20 protein-coding genes and 3 pseudogenes are annotated in these 17,800 nt (G+C 58.4%); 12 read left to right on the forward strand and 11 right to left on the reverse strand.

Annotation, left to right across the window (positions count from 1 at the left end; genetic code table 11):
• The 3 genes and pseudogenes from E6P06_RS02460 to intI1 all read right to left on the reverse strand — a co-directional run bounded on the left by E6P06_RS02460 (position 1) and on the right by intI1 (position 2,303).
• On the reverse strand, positions 1 to 561 hold the full coding sequence (locus tag E6P06_RS02460; protein ID WP_001161490.1) for a recombinase family protein: 561 nt from the start codon (positions 559 to 561) through the stop codon (positions 1 to 3).
• 175 nt (positions 562 to 736) lie between these two features.
• Positions 737 to 1,087: pseudogene (locus E6P06_RS02465) on the reverse strand (DUF3330 domain-containing protein); the annotation flags it as partial.
• Positions 1,088 to 1,289: 202 nt separating this feature from the next.
• Positions 1,290 to 2,303, reverse strand: a complete 1,014-nt coding sequence (gene intI1, locus E6P06_RS02475; protein WP_000845039.1) for a class 1 integron integrase IntI1 — start codon at positions 2,301 to 2,303, stop codon at positions 1,290 to 1,292.
• Positions 2,304 to 2,469: 166 nt separating this feature from the next.
• On the opposite strand from intI1, the gene E6P06_RS02480 reads away from it, so the two are divergent.
• From E6P06_RS02480 to E6P06_RS02520, 8 genes are all read left to right on the forward strand, one after another.
• Positions 2,470 to 3,270, forward strand: coding sequence for a subclass B1 metallo-beta-lactamase VIM-1 (locus E6P06_RS02480; protein ID WP_013263789.1), 801 nt, complete (start codon positions 2,470 to 2,472; stop codon positions 3,268 to 3,270).
• A gap of 107 nt (positions 3,271 to 3,377) precedes the next feature.
• Entirely contained in the window at positions 3,378 to 3,932 is a 555-nt protein-coding gene (locus E6P06_RS02485) for an aminoglycoside N-acetyltransferase AAC(6')-Ib4 (RefSeq protein WP_003159191.1), read from the forward strand.
• A gap of 70 nt (positions 3,933 to 4,002) precedes the next feature.
• Positions 4,003 to 4,797: an aminoglycoside O-phosphotransferase APH(3')-XV gene (gene aph(3')-XV, locus E6P06_RS02490; RefSeq protein WP_019407932.1), complete on the forward strand. Its 795-nt coding sequence runs from the start codon at positions 4,003 to 4,005 to the stop codon at positions 4,795 to 4,797.
• A 116-nt stretch (positions 4,798 to 4,913) separates the two neighbouring features.
• Complete coding sequence (gene aadA1 / locus E6P06_RS02495; protein WP_001206317.1) at positions 4,914 to 5,705, forward strand: ANT(3'')-Ia family aminoglycoside nucleotidyltransferase AadA1; 792 nt, start codon at positions 4,914 to 4,916, stop codon at positions 5,703 to 5,705.
• 52 nt (positions 5,706 to 5,757) lie between these two features.
• Positions 5,758 to 6,390, forward strand: a complete 633-nt coding sequence (locus E6P06_RS02500; RefSeq protein ID WP_012477387.1) for a type B-2 chloramphenicol O-acetyltransferase CatB2 — start codon at positions 5,758 to 5,760, stop codon at positions 6,388 to 6,390.
• A gap of 168 nt (positions 6,391 to 6,558) precedes the next feature.
• Positions 6,559 to 6,906 (forward strand): quaternary ammonium compound efflux SMR transporter QacE delta 1, encoded by a 348-nt coding sequence (locus tag E6P06_RS02505; protein ID WP_000679427.1) that lies wholly within the window; start codon positions 6,559 to 6,561, stop codon positions 6,904 to 6,906.
• Entirely contained in the window at positions 6,900 to 7,739 is an 840-nt protein-coding gene (gene sul1 / locus E6P06_RS02510; protein WP_000259031.1) for a sulfonamide-resistant dihydropteroate synthase Sul1, read from the forward strand. Before E6P06_RS02505 ends, sul1 begins: the two co-directional genes overlap by 7 nt.
• A 127-nt stretch (positions 7,740 to 7,866) precedes the next feature.
• Complete coding sequence (locus tag E6P06_RS02520; protein WP_000376623.1) at positions 7,867 to 8,367, forward strand: GNAT family N-acetyltransferase; 501 nt, start codon at positions 7,867 to 7,869, stop codon at positions 8,365 to 8,367.
• A 56-nt stretch (positions 8,368 to 8,423) separates the two neighbouring features.
• Here E6P06_RS02520 and E6P06_RS02525 read toward each other — a convergent pair whose 3' ends face one another.
• Genes E6P06_RS02525 through merT form a run of 8 tightly spaced genes read right to left on the reverse strand, consistent with a single transcriptional unit; the run spans position 8,424 to position 14,847 of the window.
• A complete protein-coding gene (locus E6P06_RS02525; protein ID WP_011899345.1) occupies positions 8,424 to 9,323 on the reverse strand; it encodes a TniB family NTP-binding protein in 900 nt (299 codons plus the stop codon).
• A gap of 2 nt (positions 9,324 to 9,325) precedes the next feature.
• A complete protein-coding gene (locus E6P06_RS02530) occupies positions 9,326 to 10,996 on the reverse strand; it encodes a Mu transposase C-terminal domain-containing protein (protein ID WP_139934932.1) in 1,671 nt (556 codons plus the stop codon).
• A 5-nt stretch (positions 10,997 to 11,001) separates the two neighbouring features.
• Positions 11,002 to 11,706, reverse strand: a complete 705-nt coding sequence (locus tag E6P06_RS02535; protein WP_001067855.1) for an IS6-like element IS26 family transposase — start codon at positions 11,704 to 11,706, stop codon at positions 11,002 to 11,004.
• Positions 11,707 to 11,717: 11 nt separating this feature from the next.
• The gene (gene merD / locus E6P06_RS02540) at positions 11,718 to 12,026 is read right to left on the reverse strand and encodes a mercury resistance co-regulator MerD (RefSeq protein ID WP_001277461.1); all 309 of its coding nucleotides are present in this window, start codon (positions 12,024 to 12,026) and stop codon (positions 11,718 to 11,720) included.
• Positions 12,027 to 12,043: 17 nt separating this feature from the next.
• Positions 12,044 to 13,726, reverse strand: coding sequence for a mercury(II) reductase (gene merA, locus E6P06_RS02545; RefSeq protein WP_000281124.1), 1,683 nt, complete (start codon positions 13,724 to 13,726; stop codon positions 12,044 to 12,046).
• A gap of 38 nt (positions 13,727 to 13,764) precedes the next feature.
• Positions 13,765 to 14,172, reverse strand: a complete 408-nt coding sequence (gene merC / locus E6P06_RS02550; RefSeq protein WP_000523860.1) for an organomercurial transporter MerC — start codon at positions 14,170 to 14,172, stop codon at positions 13,765 to 13,767.
• Positions 14,173 to 14,199: 27 nt separating this feature from the next.
• Positions 14,200 to 14,481, reverse strand: coding sequence for a mercury resistance system periplasmic binding protein MerP (merP, locus tag E6P06_RS02555; protein WP_000732277.1), 282 nt, complete (start codon positions 14,479 to 14,481; stop codon positions 14,200 to 14,202).
• 15 nt (positions 14,482 to 14,496) lie between these two features.
• Positions 14,497 to 14,847, reverse strand: a complete 351-nt coding sequence (gene merT / locus E6P06_RS02560; RefSeq protein ID WP_001294665.1) for a mercuric ion transporter MerT — start codon at positions 14,845 to 14,847, stop codon at positions 14,497 to 14,499.
• 71 nt (positions 14,848 to 14,918) lie between these two features.
• Between merT and merR the strand changes: the two genes are divergently transcribed.
• The 4 genes and pseudogenes from merR to E6P06_RS02580 all read left to right on the forward strand — a co-directional run.
• Positions 14,919 to 15,374, forward strand: a complete 456-nt coding sequence (gene merR / locus E6P06_RS02565) for an Hg(II)-responsive transcriptional regulator (RefSeq protein WP_139934933.1) — start codon at positions 14,919 to 14,921, stop codon at positions 15,372 to 15,374.
• 31 nt (positions 15,375 to 15,405) lie between these two features.
• Positions 15,406 to 15,975: pseudogene (locus tag E6P06_RS02570) on the forward strand (hypothetical protein); the annotation flags it as partial.
• A gap of 403 nt (positions 15,976 to 16,378) precedes the next feature.
• Positions 16,379 to 17,257 (forward strand): DNA replication terminus site-binding protein, encoded by an 879-nt coding sequence (locus tag E6P06_RS02575; RefSeq protein ID WP_058663130.1) that lies wholly within the window; start codon positions 16,379 to 16,381, stop codon positions 17,255 to 17,257.
• A gap of 369 nt (positions 17,258 to 17,626) precedes the next feature.
• Positions 17,627 to 17,800 (forward strand): annotated as a pseudogene (locus E6P06_RS02580) (IS110 family transposase); the annotation flags it as partial.

A 17,800-nucleotide genomic window follows, 5' to 3' on the forward strand; every position in this document is an offset into this window, starting at 1 on the left:
TCAGTCGTCCGTGCGGAGGTACTGGTAGAGGGTTTCCCGGCTGATGTTGAACTCGCGGGCAAGCTGCGCCTTGGGCTCGCCGGCCGTCGCTCGCTGCCGCAGGGTAGCAGCCTGCTCATCGGACAGGGCTTTCTTGCGGCCCCGGTACGCGCCACGCTGCTTGGCCAAGGCGATGCCCTCACGCTGCCGCTCGCGGATCAGGGCGCGCTCGAACTCAGCGAAGGCCCCCATCACCGACAGCATCAGGTTGGCCATCGGCGAGTCCTCGCCAGTGAACACCAGGCCCTCCTTCAGGAACTCGATGCGCACGCCGCGCTGAGTCAGCTTCTGTACCAAGCGACGCAGGTCATCGAGGTTGCGGGCCAGCCGATCCATGCTGTGCACCACCACTGTATCGCCTTCGCGGACGAAGCTCAGCAGCGCTTCGAGCTGGGGGCGCTGGGTGTCCTTGCCCGATGCCTTGTCGGTGAACACCTTGCTCACCTGGGTTTGTTCCAGCTGGCGTTCCGGGTTCTGGTCAAAGCTGCTGACCCGGACGTAGCCGATGCGGTGCCCCTGCACGATGTCTCCTTGGTTGAAGGCGGCTTAAGTGCACTTTCTGTTCCGTTGTGCCTCAAAGCCCATTTCTGTCAGGCTGAAATCTATAACCTTCGCGGGCATGTGTCAAAAAATGGGAAAGCAGACTCTATTCTGACGAAGCGGCGCGGCCCTGCCTGACATCAAGTTAGGGTATGCCTCAACCTGACGGCGGCGAATCACAAGCGTCCGGTTTGACGCTGGTTTCGGTCGCAGTGCTGGCCCGCGCCTGGAAGCGCTGATAGCACTCCAGCCCGCAGAAATGCTCCACGTACTCGGCCCCTTCCGGCGTGAAGGCGGCATCGAGCGGGATTTCCTTGCAGCACACGCAGCAACTGGTGCTCGGTTCATTGGCGTTCATGGTGGTGTTCCTCCATTGGTTGACGAAGCCGACGAAGGCCGCCGCCGGCATCGGCCTGGCGAACAGGAAACCCTGCACCGTGTCGCAACCCGCCTGCCGCAACCACGCAAGGCAGTCGGGTGTTTCCACACCCTCGGCTACCACCTCCATTGTCGTTTTCAGAAGACGGCTGCACTGAACGTCAGAAGCCGACTGCACTATAGCAGCGGAGGGGTTGGATCCATCAGGCAACGACGGGCTGCTGCCGGCCATCAGCGGACGCAGGGAGGACTTTCCGCAACCGGCCGTTCGATGCGGCACCGATGGCCTTCGCGCAGGGGTAGTGAATCCGCCAGGATTGACTTGCGCTGCCCTACCTCTCACTAGTGAGGGGCGGCAGCGCATCAAGCGGTGAGCGCACTCCGGCACCGCCAACTTTCAGCACATGCGTGTAAATCATCGTCGTAGAGACGTCGGAATGGCCGAGCAGATCCTGCACGGTTCGAATGTCGTAACCGCTGCGGAGCAAGGCCGTCGCGAACGAGTGGCGGAGGGTGTGCGGTGTGGCGGGCTTCGTGATGCCTGCTTGTTCTACGGCACGTTTGAAGGCGCGCTGAAAGGTCTGGTCATACATGTGATGGCGACGCACGACACCGCTCCGTGGATCGGTCGAATGCGTGTGCTGCGCAAAAACCCAGAACCACGGCCAGGAATGCCCGGCGCGCGGATACTTCCGCTCAAGGGCGTCGGGAAGCGCAACGCCGCTGCGGCCCTCGGCCTGGTCCTTCAGCCACCATGCCCGTGCACGCGACAGCTGCTCGCGCAGGCTGGGTGCCAAGCTCTCGGGTAACATCAAGGCCCGATCCTTGGAGCCCTTGCCCTCCCGCACGATGATCGTGCCGTGATCGAAATCCAGATCCTTGACCCGCAGTTGCAAACCCTCACTGATCCGCATGCCCGTTCCATACAGAAGCTGGGCGAACAAACGATGCTCGCCTTCCAGAAAACCGAGGATGCGAACCACTTCATCCGGGGTCAGCACCACCGGCAAGCGCCGCGACGGCCGAGGTCTTCCGATCTCCTGAAGCCAGGGCAGATCCGTGCACAGCACCTTGCCGTAGAAGAACAGCAAGGCCGCCAATGCCTGACGATGCGTGGAGACCGAAACCTTGCGCTCGTTCGCCAGCCAGGACAGAAATGCCTCGACTTCGCTGCTGCCCAAGGTTGCCGGGTGACGCACACCGTGGAAACGGATGAAGGCACGAACCCAGTGGACATAAGCCTGTTCGGTTGGTAAGCTGTAATGCAAGTAGCGTATGCGCTCACGCAACTGGTCCAGAACCTTGACCGAACGCAGCGGTGGTAACGGCGCAGTGGCGGTTTTCATGGCTTGTTATGACTGTTTTTTTGTACAGTCTATGCCTCGGGCATCCAAGCAGCAAGCGCGTTACGCCGTGGGTCGATGTTTGATGTTATGGAGCAGCAACGATGTTACGCAGCAGGGCAGTCGCCCTAAAACAAAGTTATGCCGCACCCACCCCTATGGAGTCTTGATGTTAAAAGTTATTAGTAGTTTATTGGTCTACATGACCGCGTCTGTCATGGCTGTCGCAAGTCCGTTAGCCCATTCCGGGGAGCCGAGTGGTGAGTATCCGACAGTCAACGAAATTCCGGTCGGAGAGGTCCGACTTTACCAGATTGCCGATGGTGTTTGGTCGCATATCGCAACGCAGTCGTTTGATGGCGCGGTCTACCCGTCCAATGGTCTCATTGTCCGTGATGGTGATGAGTTGCTTTTGATTGATACAGCGTGGGGTGCGAAAAACACAGCGGCACTTCTCGCGGAGATTGAAAAGCAAATTGGACTTCCCGTAACGCGTGCAGTCTCCACGCACTTTCATGACGACCGCGTCGGCGGCGTTGATGTCCTTCGGGCGGCTGGGGTGGCAACGTACGCATCACCGTCGACACGCCGGCTAGCCGAGGCAGAGGGGAACGAGATTCCCACGCATTCTCTAGAAGGACTCTCATCGAGCGGGGACGCAGTGCGCTTCGGTCCAGTAGAGCTCTTCTATCCTGGTGCTGCGCATTCGACCGACAATCTGGTTGTATACGTCCCGTCAGCGAACGTGCTATACGGTGGTTGTGCCGTTCATGAGTTGTCAAGCACGTCTGCGGGGAACGTGGCCGATGCCGATCTGGCTGAATGGCCCACCTCCGTTGAGCGGATTCAAAAACACTACCCGGAAGCAGAGGTCGTCATTCCCGGGCACGGTCTACCGGGCGGTCTAGACTTGCTCCAGCACACAGCGAACGTTGTCAAAGCACACAAAAATCGCTCAGTCGCCGAGTAGCAGATGCGGCATAACAAATCGTTGGAGCGGGACTTTTGCTACGCAGGCTGCGCCTACTCCGCAAAAGCCCCTCAACTCAGGCGTTAGGCATCACAAAGTACAGCATCGTGACCAACAGCAACGATTCCGTCACACTGCGCCTCATGACTGAGCATGACCTTGCGATGCTCTATGAGTGGCTAAATCGATCTCATATCGTCGAGTGGTGGGGCGGAGAAGAAGCACGCCCGACGCTTGCTGACGTACAGGAACAGTACTTGCCAAGCGTTTTAGCGCAAGAGTCCGTCACTCCATACATTGCAATGCTGAATGGAGAGCCGATTGGGTATGCCCAGTCGTACGTTGCTCTTGGAAGCGGGGACGGATGGTGGGAAGAAGAAACCGATCCAGGAGTACGCGGAATAGACCAGTCACTGGCGAATGCATCACAACTGGGCAAAGGCTTGGGAACCAAGCTGGTTCGAGCACTGGTTGAGTTGCTGTTCAATGATCCCGAGGTCACCAAGATCCAAACGGACCCGTCGCCGAGCAACTTGCGAGCGATCCGATGCTACGAGAAAGCGGGGTTTGAGAGGCAAGGTACCGTAACCACCCCAGATGGTCCAGCCGTGTACATGGTTCAAACACGCCAGGCATTCGAGCGAACACGCAGTGATGCCTAACCCTTCCATCGAGGGGGACGTCCAAGGGCTGGCGCCCTTGGCCGCCCCTCATGTCAAACGTTAGACCGCTATGACAGTCGCCCTCGACGAAGTATCTGAACTAAAGAATTTGCTTTCACCCTTGTTGGATGAATGCACTTTTGAAGAAGTTGAGTATGGTCAGTCAGATGCTCGAGTGATTCGAGTTCTATTTCCTGATCGCAATACCGCGTATCTAAAGTACGCCTCCGGATCTTCTGCTCAAGAAATTCTTCAAGAGCATCAGCGCACTAGATGGCTCAGAACACGAGCTCTCGTACCGGAAGTGATCTCATATGTCTCGACTTCAACTGTCACCATCCTGTTGACAAAAGCATTGATTGGCCACAATGCCGCTGACGCCGCAGATGCAGATCCAGTTATTGTTGTTGCAGAGATGGCACGAGCGTTACGCGACCTCCATTCGATCTCGCCTGACGATTGCCCATTCGACGAAAGGCTCCACCTGCGACTGAAGCTGGCTTCGGGCCGTTTGGAAGCCGGGTTAGTTGATGAGGAGGACTTTGATCACGCAAGGCAAGGCATGCTGGCGCGGGATGTTTACGAGCAACTTTTTATACAAATGCCTGGAGCGGAGCAGCTGGTAGTCACACATGGCGACGCCTGTCCCGAGAACTTCATCTTCCAAGGTAATGCCTTCGTCGGCTTCATAGACTGCGGTCGGGTCGGGCTTGCCGATAAGTATCAAGACCTGGCGCTTGCATCGAGAAACATTGACGCGGTATTTGGACCAGAACTCACTAACCAGTTCTTCATCGAGTATGGAGAGCCAAATCCGAACATAGCTAAGATTGAGTACTACCGGATCTTGGATGAGTTCTTCTAAGCGCGGTCTAACAATTCGTTCAAGCCGAGATCGCTTCGCGGCCGCGGAGTTGTTCTGTAAATTGTCACAACGCCGCGGCCGCAAAGCGCTCCGGCTTAACTCAGGCGTTAAACATCATGAGGGAAGCGGTGATCGCCGAAGTATCGACTCAACTATCAGAGGTAGTTGGCGTCATCGAGCGCCATCTCGAACCGACGTTGCTGGCCGTACATTTGTACGGCTCCGCAGTGGATGGCGGCCTGAAGCCACACAGTGATATTGATTTGCTGGTTACGGTGACCGTAAGGCTTGATGAAACAACGCGGCGAGCTTTGATCAACGACCTTTTGGAAACTTCGGCTTCCCCTGGAGAGAGCGAGATTCTCCGCGCTGTAGAAGTCACCATTGTTGTGCACGACGACATCATTCCGTGGCGTTATCCAGCTAAGCGCGAACTGCAATTTGGAGAATGGCAGCGCAATGACATTCTTGCAGGTATCTTCGAGCCAGCCACGATCGACATTGATCTGGCTATCTTGCTGACAAAAGCAAGAGAACATAGCGTTGCCTTGGTAGGTCCAGCGGCGGAGGAACTCTTTGATCCGGTTCCTGAACAGGATCTATTTGAGGCGCTAAATGAAACCTTAACGCTATGGAACTCGCCGCCCGACTGGGCTGGCGATGAGCGAAATGTAGTGCTTACGTTGTCCCGCATTTGGTACAGCGCAGTAACCGGCAGAATCGCGCCGAAGGATGTCGCTGCCGACTGGGCAATGGAGCGCCTGCCGGCCCAGTATCAGCCCGTCATACTTGAAGCTAGACAGGCTTATCTTGGACAAGAAGAAGATCGCTTGGCCTCGCGCGCAGATCAGTTGGAAGAATTTGTTCACTACGTGAAAGGCGAGATCACCAAGGTAGTCGGCAAATAATACATGTTAGGCGACGCGTGGAGTCGCTCTAGAATTTTCGGGTACAAATTTTATGACGAATTATTTTGAGAGTCCCTTCAAAGGGAAGCTTCTGACTGAGCAGGTGAAGAATCCGAACATCAAGGTAGGGCGGTATAGCTACTATTCCGGCTATTACCATGGGCACTCGTTTGATGATTGTGCTCGCTACCTTCTACCAGACCGTGATGACGTTGATCAGCTGATTATCGGCAGCTTCTGCTCCATCGGATCAGGCGCAGCTTTTATTATGGCTGGGAATCAAGGCCACCGATATGATTGGGTCTCTTCTTTCCCTTTCTTCTACATGAACGAGGAGCCCGCGTTTGCAAAATCAGTCGATGCATTCCAGCGGGCTGGCGACACAGTTATAGGAAGTGATGTGTGGATCGGTTCGGAGGCCATGATCATGCCCGGGATCAAGATCGGGCATGGAGCGGTGATAGGTAGCCGCGCTTTGGTTGCCAAAGACGTGGAACCCTACACCATAGTGGGGGGAAACCCTGCAAAGTCGATTAGGAAGCGCTTTTCTGAAGAAGAAATTTCTATGCTTTTAGATATGGCTTGGTGGGATTGGCCGCTGGAACAAATCAAGGAAGCAATGCCTTTTCTTTGTTCGTCTGGCATTGCCAGCCTGTATCGTCGCTGGCAAGGCACAAGCGCCTAACAATACGCTACACACGGACAAATTACTCGCTGCGCTCCTAATTTGCCGGTGAGCGTGGCGTTAGATGCACTAAGCACATAATTGCTCACAGCCAAACTATCAGGTCAAGTCTGCTTTTATTATTTTTAAGCGTGCATAATAAGCCCTACACAAATTGGGAGATATATCATGAAAGGCTGGCTTTTTCTTGTTATCGCAATAGTTGGCGAAGTAATCGCAACATCCGCATTAAAATCTAGCGAGGGCTTTACTAAGCTTGCCCCTTCCGCCGTTGTCATAATCGGTTATGGCATCGCATTTTATTTTCTTTCTCTGGTTCTGAAATCCATCCCTGTCGGTGTTGCTTATGCAGTCTGGTCGGGACTCGGCGTCGTCATAATTACAGCCATTGCCTGGTTGCTTCATGGGCAAAAGCTTGATGCGTGGGGCTTTGTAGGTATGGGGCTCATAATTGCTGCCTTTTTGCTCGCCCGATCCCCATCGTGGAAGTCGCTGCGGAGGCCGACGCCATGGTGACGGTGTTCGGCATTCTGAATCTCACCGAGGACTCCTTCTTCGATGAGAGCCGGCGGCTAGACCCCGCCGGCGCTGTCACCGCGGCGATCGAAATGCTGCGAGTCGGATCAGACGTCGTGGATGTCGGACCGGCCGCCAGCCATCCGGACGCGAGGCCTGTATCGCCGGCCGATGAGATCAGACGTATTGCGCCGCTCTTAGACGCCCTGTCCGATCAGATGCACCGTGTTTCAATCGACAGCTTCCAACCGGAAACCCAGCGCTATGCGCTCAAGCGCGGCGTGGGCTACCTGAACGATATCCAAGGATTTCCTGACCCTGCGCTCTATCCCGATATTGCTGAGGCGGACTGCAGGCTGGTGGTTATGCACTCAGCGCAGCGGGATGGCATCGCCACCCGCACCGGTCACCTTCGACCCGAAGACGCGCTCGACGAGATTGTGCGGTTCTTCGAGGCGCGGGTTTCCGCCTTGCGACGGAGCGGGGTCGCTGCCGACCGGCTCATCCTCGATCCGGGGATGGGATTTTTCTTGAGCCCCGCACCGGAAACATCGCTGCACGTGCTGTCGAACCTTCAAAAGCTGAAGTCGGCGTTGGGGCTTCCGCTATTGGTCTCGGTGTCGCGGAAATCCTTCTTGGGCGCCACCGTTGGCCTTCCTGTAAAGGATCTGGGTCCAGCGAGCCTTGCGGCGGAACTTCACGCGATCGGCAATGGCGCTGACTACGTCCGCACCCACGCGCCTGGAGATCTGCGAAGCGCAATCACCTTCTCGGAAACCCTCGCGAAATTTCGCAGTCGCGACGCCAGAGACCGAGGGTTAGATCATGCCTAGCATTCACCTTCCGGCCGCCCGCTAGCGGACCCTGGTCAGGTTCCGCGAAGGTGGGCGCAGACATGCTGGGCTCGTCAGGATCAAACTGCACTATGAGGCGGCGGTTCATACCGCGCCAGGGGAGCGAATGGACAGCGAGGAGCCTCCGAACGTTCGGGTCGCCTGCTCGGGTGATATCGACGAGGTTGTGCGGCTGATGCACGACGCTGCGGCGTGGATGTCCGCCAAGGGAACGCCCGCCTGGGACGTCGCGCGGATCGACCGGACATTCGCGGAGACCTTCGTCCTGAGATCCGAGCTCCTAGTCGCGAGTTGCAGCGACGGCATCGTCGGCTGTTGCACCTTGTCGGCCGAGGATCCCGAGTTCTGGCCCGACGCCCTCAAGGGGGAGGCCGCATATCTGCACAAGCTCGCGGTGCGACGGACACATGCGGGCCGGGGTGTCAGCTCCGCGCTGATCGAGGCTTGCCGCCATGCCGCGCGAACGCAGGGGTGCGCCAAGCTGCGGCTCGACTGCCACCCGAACCTGCGTGGCCTATACGAGCGGCTCGGATTCACCCACGTCGACACTTTCAATCCCGGCTGGGATCCAACCTTCATCGCAGAACGCCTAGAACTCGAAATCTAACGTCCGTTCGGGCATCGAGGTCCATGTCGGGGTGGGACGGGCCCGTGGCTTCAAGATCACTTGCAGTCCGACCGCGATGTCTTGGTTGCGCGAGAGGTTGTCGATATGCTGAGTGTGCGATGGTTGATCGCTTCCTCGCCGCTCTCCACGGCGACGATGGCCGCCGCCATCAGCAAGTGCGCCAGTTCCCCTATGGTGCCCTCGCTGCGTGTGAGCAGGTAGCGAGCCATGTCCAGCGTGGCAATTGGGGAAGGCCGGCGCAGCGGGAGCGAAGCGGCGAAGCTGGCCAGCAGTGAGCAGCAATCGTCGTTGGCCTCCCATACCGGCAGCATCATCGGCTCGAAGCGATTTTCCAACTGGTCATCGGAGCGGATGGCTAGGTAGGCGTCGCGCGTGCCTACCCCAACCAACGGGATGCGCAGTTCGTTGCCGAGGAAGCGCAGCAGGTTGAGGAATTCCCGGCGGTTGACGCTGTTGCCGGCCAGCACGTTGTGCAGCTCGTCGATCACCAGCATGCGCACGCCGACCTTGCGCAGCAGTGCCAGAGCCAGTTGCTCCATTTCCGGCAACCGTGGGCGTGGGCGCAGCGGCGCGCCCATCGCGGCGAGCAGCGCGACGTAGAAGCGGATCACGGACGGCTCGGACGGCATCTGCACGACCAACACCGGGATGTGCTCCTGGTCGGCGTCGGAGCTGGCCGGGTGGGTGCGGCGGAACTTCTCGACGATCATCGACTTGCCATTGTTGGTCGGGCCAACCAGCAGCAGGTTGGGCATGCGTTGCTTGTTTGGCCACGCATAAAGGGCTTCCAGCCGGTTCAGCGCCTCGACTGCGCGCGGATAGCCGATCCAGCGGTCGGCGCGAAGGCGCTGGATGCGCTCGTCCGCCGGAAGACGGGCCAAGCCCTGGGCCGCCGGCAGCAGGTGGGACAGGTCGATGATGGGATATTCGTCCACGGCTACCACTCCTCAATCTGGTCGAACGGTTTGGCGGGTGGCAAGTTGTCTGCCTGCGGGTCGGCAATATCCGTATCCGGCGGAACGGGCTTGTCCGGCCGAGCTGATGTCTTGAGGTGCTGGCGGCGATCCGCGTCACGCCGCGCCTTGCGTGTGGCCTTCTGCGCGCTGGTCACAATCTCACGCATCTGGCCGATCATGCGGAACAGCGCCGACTCATCCACCTGTTCGCGCCCTTGCTGCCGCAGTTTCGCCAGCGCCTGCCGTTGTTCCCAGAGGGTGACAGCCGGATGCGACAAGGTACGGTAGGGAATTTCCAGGTAATGCTGTCCCTCCGGTTCCAGGACCCAGATACGGCTGATGTCGCGCGGATCGCGCCGGATCAGAAAGGACGGCCAGCGTTCACGCCGCGCAATCCACGGCTTGAGCGCATCGGCGTAGTAGTGGATGTGGTCGATGACAAAGCCGGTGCGGGTCAGCGTGCGCCGGAGGATCGGCAGAAAATCGACCAGGAACGAAGTAGCGCGTGTGACGACGGCCGGTACGCCGACACGCGCCACGGCCTCGGCCCAGCGCGCGGCCGGCGGTTGGAGCAGGCCGTTGTGCACCGAACCGTGGTAGGTGCCGACCGCCAATGTGAGCCAGCGCTCTAGCTCGCGCAGCGTCAGGGCGGCCTTGTTTTCGGAATCGTAGTCGCCGCGCTGGTCAGGGTTGGAGAAGGTCGTTCCCGGCAGTTCGTCGTGAATCATCTGCATCGCCGTGCCGATGATCCGTTCCACGATGCCGCCATAGTGCGGCTGTCCCAGCGGGCGATAGTCCAGCCGGATGCCATGCTGCTCGCAACCCCGGCGCAGGGCCTCGCTCTTGAACTCGGCCGCGTTGTCTAGGTAGAGCAGCAAGGGCTTGCCGCTCATCTGCCAATCCATTTCCACGTTCAGTCCTTCCAGCCAAGGGCGCTTGTCGCAGGCGACATGCACGAGGCACAGGCCAACCGAAACGGCAGACGGCGCTTCCAGCGTGACGACCATGCCGAGCACGCAGCGGGTGAACACGTCGATGGCGAGGGTCAGGTACGGGCGGCCAATAGGTTGCCGGTCGCGGTCATCGACCACGATCAGGTCGATGACCGTATGGTCTATCTGCACCTGCTCCAGCGGCGCGGTCACGGCAGGAGGCTCGCCGCCCACACCTTGTAGGTCACGAGCGGCATCCTGGCCTTCCCGCCGGCGGATGACCTTGCGCGGGTCAAGGCTAGCGATCCGTAAGGCCACGGTATTGCGCGCCGGCACTCGCAGTTTTTGAGCCTTGCACACCTGAGTGACTTCGCGGTGAAAGGCCGCTAGGCTGCGCTTCTGCTTGGTCAGGAACCGCTTTTGCAGTAGCTCGTGGATGACGCGCTCGACCGGTTCCGGCAAGCGCCCCTTACCTTTACCTCCACCGGACTGGCCGGGCACCAGATCCGTCACGAGGCCGCTGCCTTGCCGGGCACGCCGGATCAGAACGTATACCTGGCGCCGAGACAAGCCCAGCGCCTGAGCCGCCATATCGGCCGCTTCGTGCCCGACCGTCTCCGACTGCGCCAACGGACTGATGATCTCCGCACGACGGCGCGCACGCTCCCAAGCCGGCACTGTTGCAAAGTTAGCGATGAGGCAGCCTTTTGTCTTATTCAAAGGCCTTACATTTCAAAAACTCTGCTTACCAGGCGCATTTCGCCCAGGGGATCACCATAATAAAATGCTGAGGCCTGGCCTTTGCGTAGTGCACGCATCACCTCAATACCTTTGATGGTGGCGTAAGCCGTCTTCATGGATTTAAATCCCAGCGTGGCGCCGATTATCCGTTTCAGTTTGCCATGATCGCATTCAATCACGTTGTTCCGGTACTTAATCTGTCGGTGTTCAACGTCAGACGGGCACCGGCCTTCGCGTTTGAGCAGAGCAAGCGCGCGACCATAGGCGGGCGCTTTATCCGTGTTGATGAATCGCGGGATCTGCCACTTCTTCACGTTGTTGAGGATTTTACCCAGAAACCGGTATGCAGCTTTGCTGTTACGACGGGAGGAGAGATAAAAATCGACAGTGCGGCCCCGGCTGTCGACGGCCCGGTACAGATACGCCCAGCGGCCATTGACCTTCACGTAGGTTTCATCCATGTGCCACGGGCAAAGATCGGAAGGGTTACGCCAGTACCAGCGCAGCCGTTTTTCCATTTCAGGCGCATAACGCTGAACCCAGCGGTAAATCGTGGAGTGATCGACATTCACTCCGCGTTCAGCCAGCATCTCCTGCAGCTCACGGTAACTGATGCCGTATTTGCAGTACCAGCGTACGGCCCACAGAATGATGTCACGCTGAAAATGCCGGCCTTTGAATGGGTTCATGTGCAGCTCCATCAGCAAAAGGGGATGATAAGTTTATCACCACCGACTATTTGCAACAGTGCCGCAAGCTGCGCAGACGCACCGTCACCGTCCGCAGCATCCAGCGCCCGGCACAGCCGCGCCAGTGCGTCCAGGCCGATACCCGCTTCGAAGGCAGCCCGTACAAAGCGCAGCCGTTGCAACGCGGTGTCATCGAACAAGCCGTAGCCGCCCGTGGTGCACGCGACCGGCCGTAGCAATCCGCGCAGCAGGTAGTCGCGCACGATATGCACGCTCACCCCGGCATCAAGGGCCAGCCGGGACACTGTGTAGGCGCTCATTGAACACCTCCTTTTCCTCATCCGGCGCAGCACGAAAGCTGCTTCACGTCCTTGCTGAAGGTCTGCGCCGCGAGCTTCAGCCCTTCGACCATGGTCAGGTAGGGGAACAATTGGTCGGCCAGTTCCTGCACGGTCATACGGTTGCGAATGGCGAGCACCGCCGTCTGGATCAGTTCACCCGCTTCCGGGGCCACCGCTTGCACGCCGATGAGCCGTCCGCTACCTTCCTCGATGACCAGCTTGATGAAGCCGCGTGTGTCGAAGTTGGCAAGCGCACGCGGCACGTTGTCCAAGGTCAAGGTGCGACTGTCGGTCACGATCCCGTCGTGATGTGCTTCCGCCTCGCTGTAGCCCACGGTGGCGACCTGCGGGTCGGTGAACACCACGGCCGGCATTGCGGTCAGGTCCAGGGCCGCATCGCCGCCAGTCATGTTGATCGCAGCACGGGTGCCGGCCGCTGCCGCCACATAGACGAACTGAGGCTGGTCGGTGCAGTCGCCGGCGGCATAGATGTGTGGCGCGCTGGTGCGCATGCCTTTGTCGATGACGATAGCCCCCTGCGCGTTGACGGCGACACCCGCCGCTTCCAATGCCAGGCTGCGCGTGTTCGGTGCCCTGCCAGTGGCAACCAGCAGCTTGTCGGCGCGTATTTCACCGTGCCCGGTGGTCAGCACGAATTCGCCGCCAACATGGGCGACTTGGCTGGCTTGCGTGTGCTCCAGCACCTCGATGCCCTCGGCACGGAAAGCAGCTGTCACGGCCTCGCCGATGGCCGGGTCTTCCCGGAAGAACAAGGTGCTGCGCGCCAGGATGGTCACTTTACTGCCCAGCCGGGCAAAGGCTTGCGCCAGTTCCAGCGCCACCACCGACGAGCCGATCACGGCCAGGCGTTCGGGAATGGTGTCGCTGACCAGAGCCTCGGTCGAAGTCCAGAAGGGAGACTCTTTCAAGCCGGGAATCAAAGGCACGGCCGGGCTGGCACCCGTGGCGACCAGGCAGCGGTCGAACGCCACCACACGCTCGCCGCCATCGTTTAAACGGACAGCAAGGCGCTGGTCGTCCTTGAAACGCGCTTCACCATGCAGCACGGTGATGGCCGGGTTGCCGTCCAGGATGCCTTCGTACTTGGCGTGGCGCAGCTCATCGACGCGCGCCTGCTGCTGGGCCAGTAGTTTGCTGCGATCAATCGCAGGCACAGTCGCTGCGATCCCACTGTCGAATGGGCTTTCACGGCGCAAATGGGCGATATGGGCAGCACGGATCATGATCTTGGACGGCACGCAGCCGACATTGACGCAAGTGCCGCCGATGGTGCCGCGCTCGATCAGCGTGACCTTCGCGCCTTGCTCGACGGCCTTCAGCGCCGCCGCCATTGCGGCCCCGCCGCTGCCAATAACGGCGACGTGCAGTCCGTCCCCATCACCACCAGCCTTGTCGTCACCGCCCAGCCATCCCAGCGCCTTGCCAAGCAATCTGCCCCGCGCTGAAGTGGATGGGGCATCGGCGGGTGTGGCCTTGTAGCCGAGACCGGCCACAGCGGCAGTCAGCGCCTCTGGCGAGGTGCCGGGATCGGTGGCGAGTTGCGCGGAGCCGTTCGGGTAGGACACAAGCGCCGACAGCACGCCCGGCACTTTCTCCAGGGCTTCCTTGACATGTGTCGCGCACGAGTCGCAGGTCATTCCGGTGATATTCAAATACATTGCATCGTTCCTTTTCGTTTCGGCAACTGCCAATGCAGTTAGCCGTGTTTGGGTGGTAGTTCGCAGCGGCGGTTGGCCGGTGAGAGCAGATCCCAGATCGACACCCCGACCATCAAGGCCAGACCGACATAGAGGAGGTTCGCCGTCCACCAATTGCCAAAAAACAAGAGCATGGCCGCCAGCACGATGGCTGGGCCGACCATCCCGAGCAGGCTGCGGTGCCATTGCCGATGACTCAGCCAGCCCAGTGCATTCGCCAGCAAAGCCACGACTGCGAACAGCGGCAGCAGCTTGGAGATAAACAACCCTTCGTATTCCTGTAGAAAGCCTAGGCCGATGGCCGCGCCCAGGCTGGCGGTAGCCGGGAAACAGGCAGCGCATCCCATCGCGGAAACAACGCTGCCAAGCGCGCCCGCCTTGTCGGCAATGCGTGTCATCAGTCCCATGATCGCCCTAGGTTCGGGTTCAGTGGTTCACTGCTTGACGCTGGACGGATAGCCCGCGTCTCCGGTTGCCTTGGTTAGCTTCTGCACGCTGGTCTTGGCATCATCGAACGTGACAACCGCTTCGCGTGTCTCGAAGGTCACGTCAATTTTGCTGACGCCTTCGACCTTGGAAATCGCCTTCTTGACGGTGATCGGGCAGGCGGAGCAGGTCATGCCCGGTACGGACAGCGTGACGGTCTGGGTGGCGGCCCACACGGGGGCAACAACGGCAGCGAGGGCGAGGGCGAGGGCGGCAAACAGTTTTTTCATGATGAACTCCTGTGATTAATAGAAAAATAGCATGACGTAGGGAAATCCGAGCGCGACCAGGACCAGCGCGGCCACGATCCAGAAAATGAGCTTGTAAGTAGCCCGCACTTGGGGAATCGCGCACACGTCCCCCGGTTTGCAGGCTTGCGCCGGGCGATAGATGCGCCGCCAGGCAAAGAACAACGCGACCAGCGCTGCGCCGATGAAGATCGGGCGATAGGGTTCCAGAACCGTCAGGTTGCCGATCCATGCCCCGCTGAATCCCAAGGCGACCAAGACCAGCGGCCCGAGGCAGCAGGCCGATGCAAGAATGGCGGCTAGCGCGCCGGTGAAGAGCGCGCCGCGCCCGTTTTGTGGTTCAGACATACGCTTGTCCTTTCAAATTTGTATTGGATAGCTTAAGCTTACTTCCGTAGTTATGTACGGAGTCAAGCGATATGGAAAACAATTTTGAGAATCTGACCATTGGCGTTTTCGCCAAGGCGGCCGGGGTCAATGTGGAGACCATACGGTTCTACCAGCGCAAGGGCCTGCTGCCGGAGCCAGACAAGCCCTACGGCAGCATTCGCCGCTATGGCGAGGCGGATGTAACACGGGTGCGCTTCGTGAAATCGGCCCAGCGGCTGGGCTTTAGCCTGGACGAAATCGCCGAGCTACTGCGGCTGGAGGATGGCACCCATTGCGAGGAAGCCAGCGGCCTGGCCGAGCACAAGCTCAAGGATGTGCGCGAGAAGATGGCCGACTTGGCACGCATGGAGGCCGTGCTGTCTGAACTGGTGTGCGCCTGCCACGCGCGGAAAGGGAACGTTTCCTGCCCGCTGATTGCGTCACTGCAAGACGGAACGAAGCTCGCTGCATCGGCGCGGGGGAGTCACGGGGTGACTACGCCTTAGCGTGCTTTATTTTCCGAATTCTGAGACGACCCCCAATAGCCCTCAACAAGAGTTGCTGGTGTTCGGTGATATGGACAGCAATGAGAAGCGCAGCATCTCAACTATCGCGCAGCAAGTTGTTCGGCCAGGAACCCAAGACGACGTTCTCAACATGTTTGTACAGGATGTTGCCCAGTGCGTGGGAGCTCAATGGCGCTGTGAGCATGAAGTGTCACTTGGTCTGCGATCCAAGCATTTCAAAAGCTTGCTCAACGATGGCGTTAAGCAGGTCCCCCCAGACCACGTAGGTGTAGTGCATATTTGGTATGAGACCTGCGAAGGTATAGAGATTGAGGAACTCCGTAGAGGTAAGCACATCGAGAATATCTCGGCATATGATGCTTCCCAAACAACCGTGCTGGGTGTTTTCCTACACGCCGTGAATTACTACCCATTCGAGGATAACTATGAGTGGGCTGAGACTGTACAAGACTTTGGCTGCGTGCCCGGTTTAATGGGACTCTTCCCTAGACAGGCTTTGATGCTCGCGTTTGACTCGACGCCGGAGGTCGAAGGCGCCACACACTGGGGGCAGGACAAGGCCGCAAAATACACGCGCTGACCGAGACATGGGCAGGGTGAATTGTCGGAACTGCTTTCCAACCACCCTGCTCACACATAAAAGTTAGACCATCATGCAGAGTGGGGTATAAAATCCCACTCCAACCCCCGAGGCCCACCTGTTACCCCGGCACAACCCTGACGAGCGCGTCTCTTCTTTCTCTCTCTTTTTCTCTCTTTCTCAATCTAATCTCCCGCGAGCGCGGGCCTAGCACAGAGGTTGAGCTCGATCGGGGTAAGGCTCACCGGGTCAAAGATTGTCACGATAAAACATCGGGCTCGCCCTCCCCCGACGCCGCGCAGCGGCGGCGATGGGGTCTCCTACCCCTCGTTGCATGATGGTCTAATACTGTCTACGATGTAACCAATGATCCGTTGGAACAAACCCACACACAGGCGGCCACATGGCGAACAACTTCATCTCAGAACAATTCTCGGCAATGTGCCGCGACCTGACGAGCCTCTCTTCCCTTCTTATCAAACGACTACCTCCACGGTACGCAAAAGTTGCGGCAATCCCTCCAACCAGAAAAGGAATGGAGAATGAGGCCATCAACAGGATTGTTGTCACAGAACAAACTGGCCGCGAAGCTCTTGAGCTGGCAGCGCACAGCTACAGGGATCTTCACATTAACCCAGACTATTCGCAGAAGTCTGCCAGGCGCACCGTAGGGGTGCTCTGGTTCTCCCCTTCCAGGATTGGTGTTGCTGACGAAATTGCGGCGACGGTTGAACGCATAAATGCGGCCAAAGCTGGTATCGAGGAGTTCATTATCTCGACGTACCCCACCAGACAAGAGAGGTTTGAAGCACTCCGAGCGGAATGCCCTGGCGTCATGACTCTGCACCTTTACAGACAAATCAGGTGCTATGCCAATGGCGACATCGACTCTATCCGCTTCACTTGGCAACGGAAGGACTCATTGAAAAGGCCGGTAAAAGAGGAGCTTTTGCAACGCATCAGAGAGGAGCTGGAGCGATCAGGGCCAGACTATCAACTTCCCCTGGAGCAGCTTATCCAGAAGATAGCAAACACCCCGGAGCCTTATCTCCGGGAGCGAAGGGAGGTGAAGGTTCAGCCGGTGGCAAACATCATGGCCGCTGGCGAACTCAAAACTGTCACCGCGCCAATGCCCCTAATCGTGCTCCAGGATAAGGATATTCAGCTCAAATTGCTTCGTAACTTCGACGCCTCAGAACAACGCAAAACGCGATCTGATAAAGCGGCATCGGAAATCCTTGGCACCTTCGGTGGCATCACTATCGAATCCTTCCCCGGATGAACCTGCGTGACAACGTAACAAAGCCCTTCTCCAAGAGGGGTCGCTTCAGAATTCGGAAATTAAAGCACGTTAAGAGATCCGATACCCAGCAACTGCGCGGCTTTGCGCAAGCTGCCAACCCCTAGAAACAGCATTTTCGTGGTTCTCGAAACTCGGCTGTTTCAGCCGTGCAATATGAGAGTGGTTTTCGAGAAAGCAACATGCCATACCAGCACTAGCGCGGATCTGATTCTCATTGAAGCCTCTCAAAAACGATCGTTTGCGAGAAGCTAGACCATGCCAGCGGCTTACCGTACGATTTTTAATGAGATGGTCACTCCCTCCTTCCCGGTACTATGCTGAGGACAGGCTTTCATTCGGAGAACTATCATGGAAAACATTGCGCTCATTGGTATCGATCTGGGTAAAAACTCTTTCCATATTCATTGCCAGGATCGTCGCGGGAAGGCTGTTTACCGTAAAAAATTTACCCGGCCAAAGTTGATCGAATTTTTGGCGACATGCCCCGCTACAACCATCGCAATGGAAGCCTGTGGCGGTTCG

This window comes from Citrobacter sp. CF971, assembly GCF_006385635.1.
In the GTDB taxonomy this organism is placed as follows: domain Bacteria; phylum Pseudomonadota; class Gammaproteobacteria; order Enterobacterales; family Enterobacteriaceae; genus Citrobacter; species Citrobacter freundii.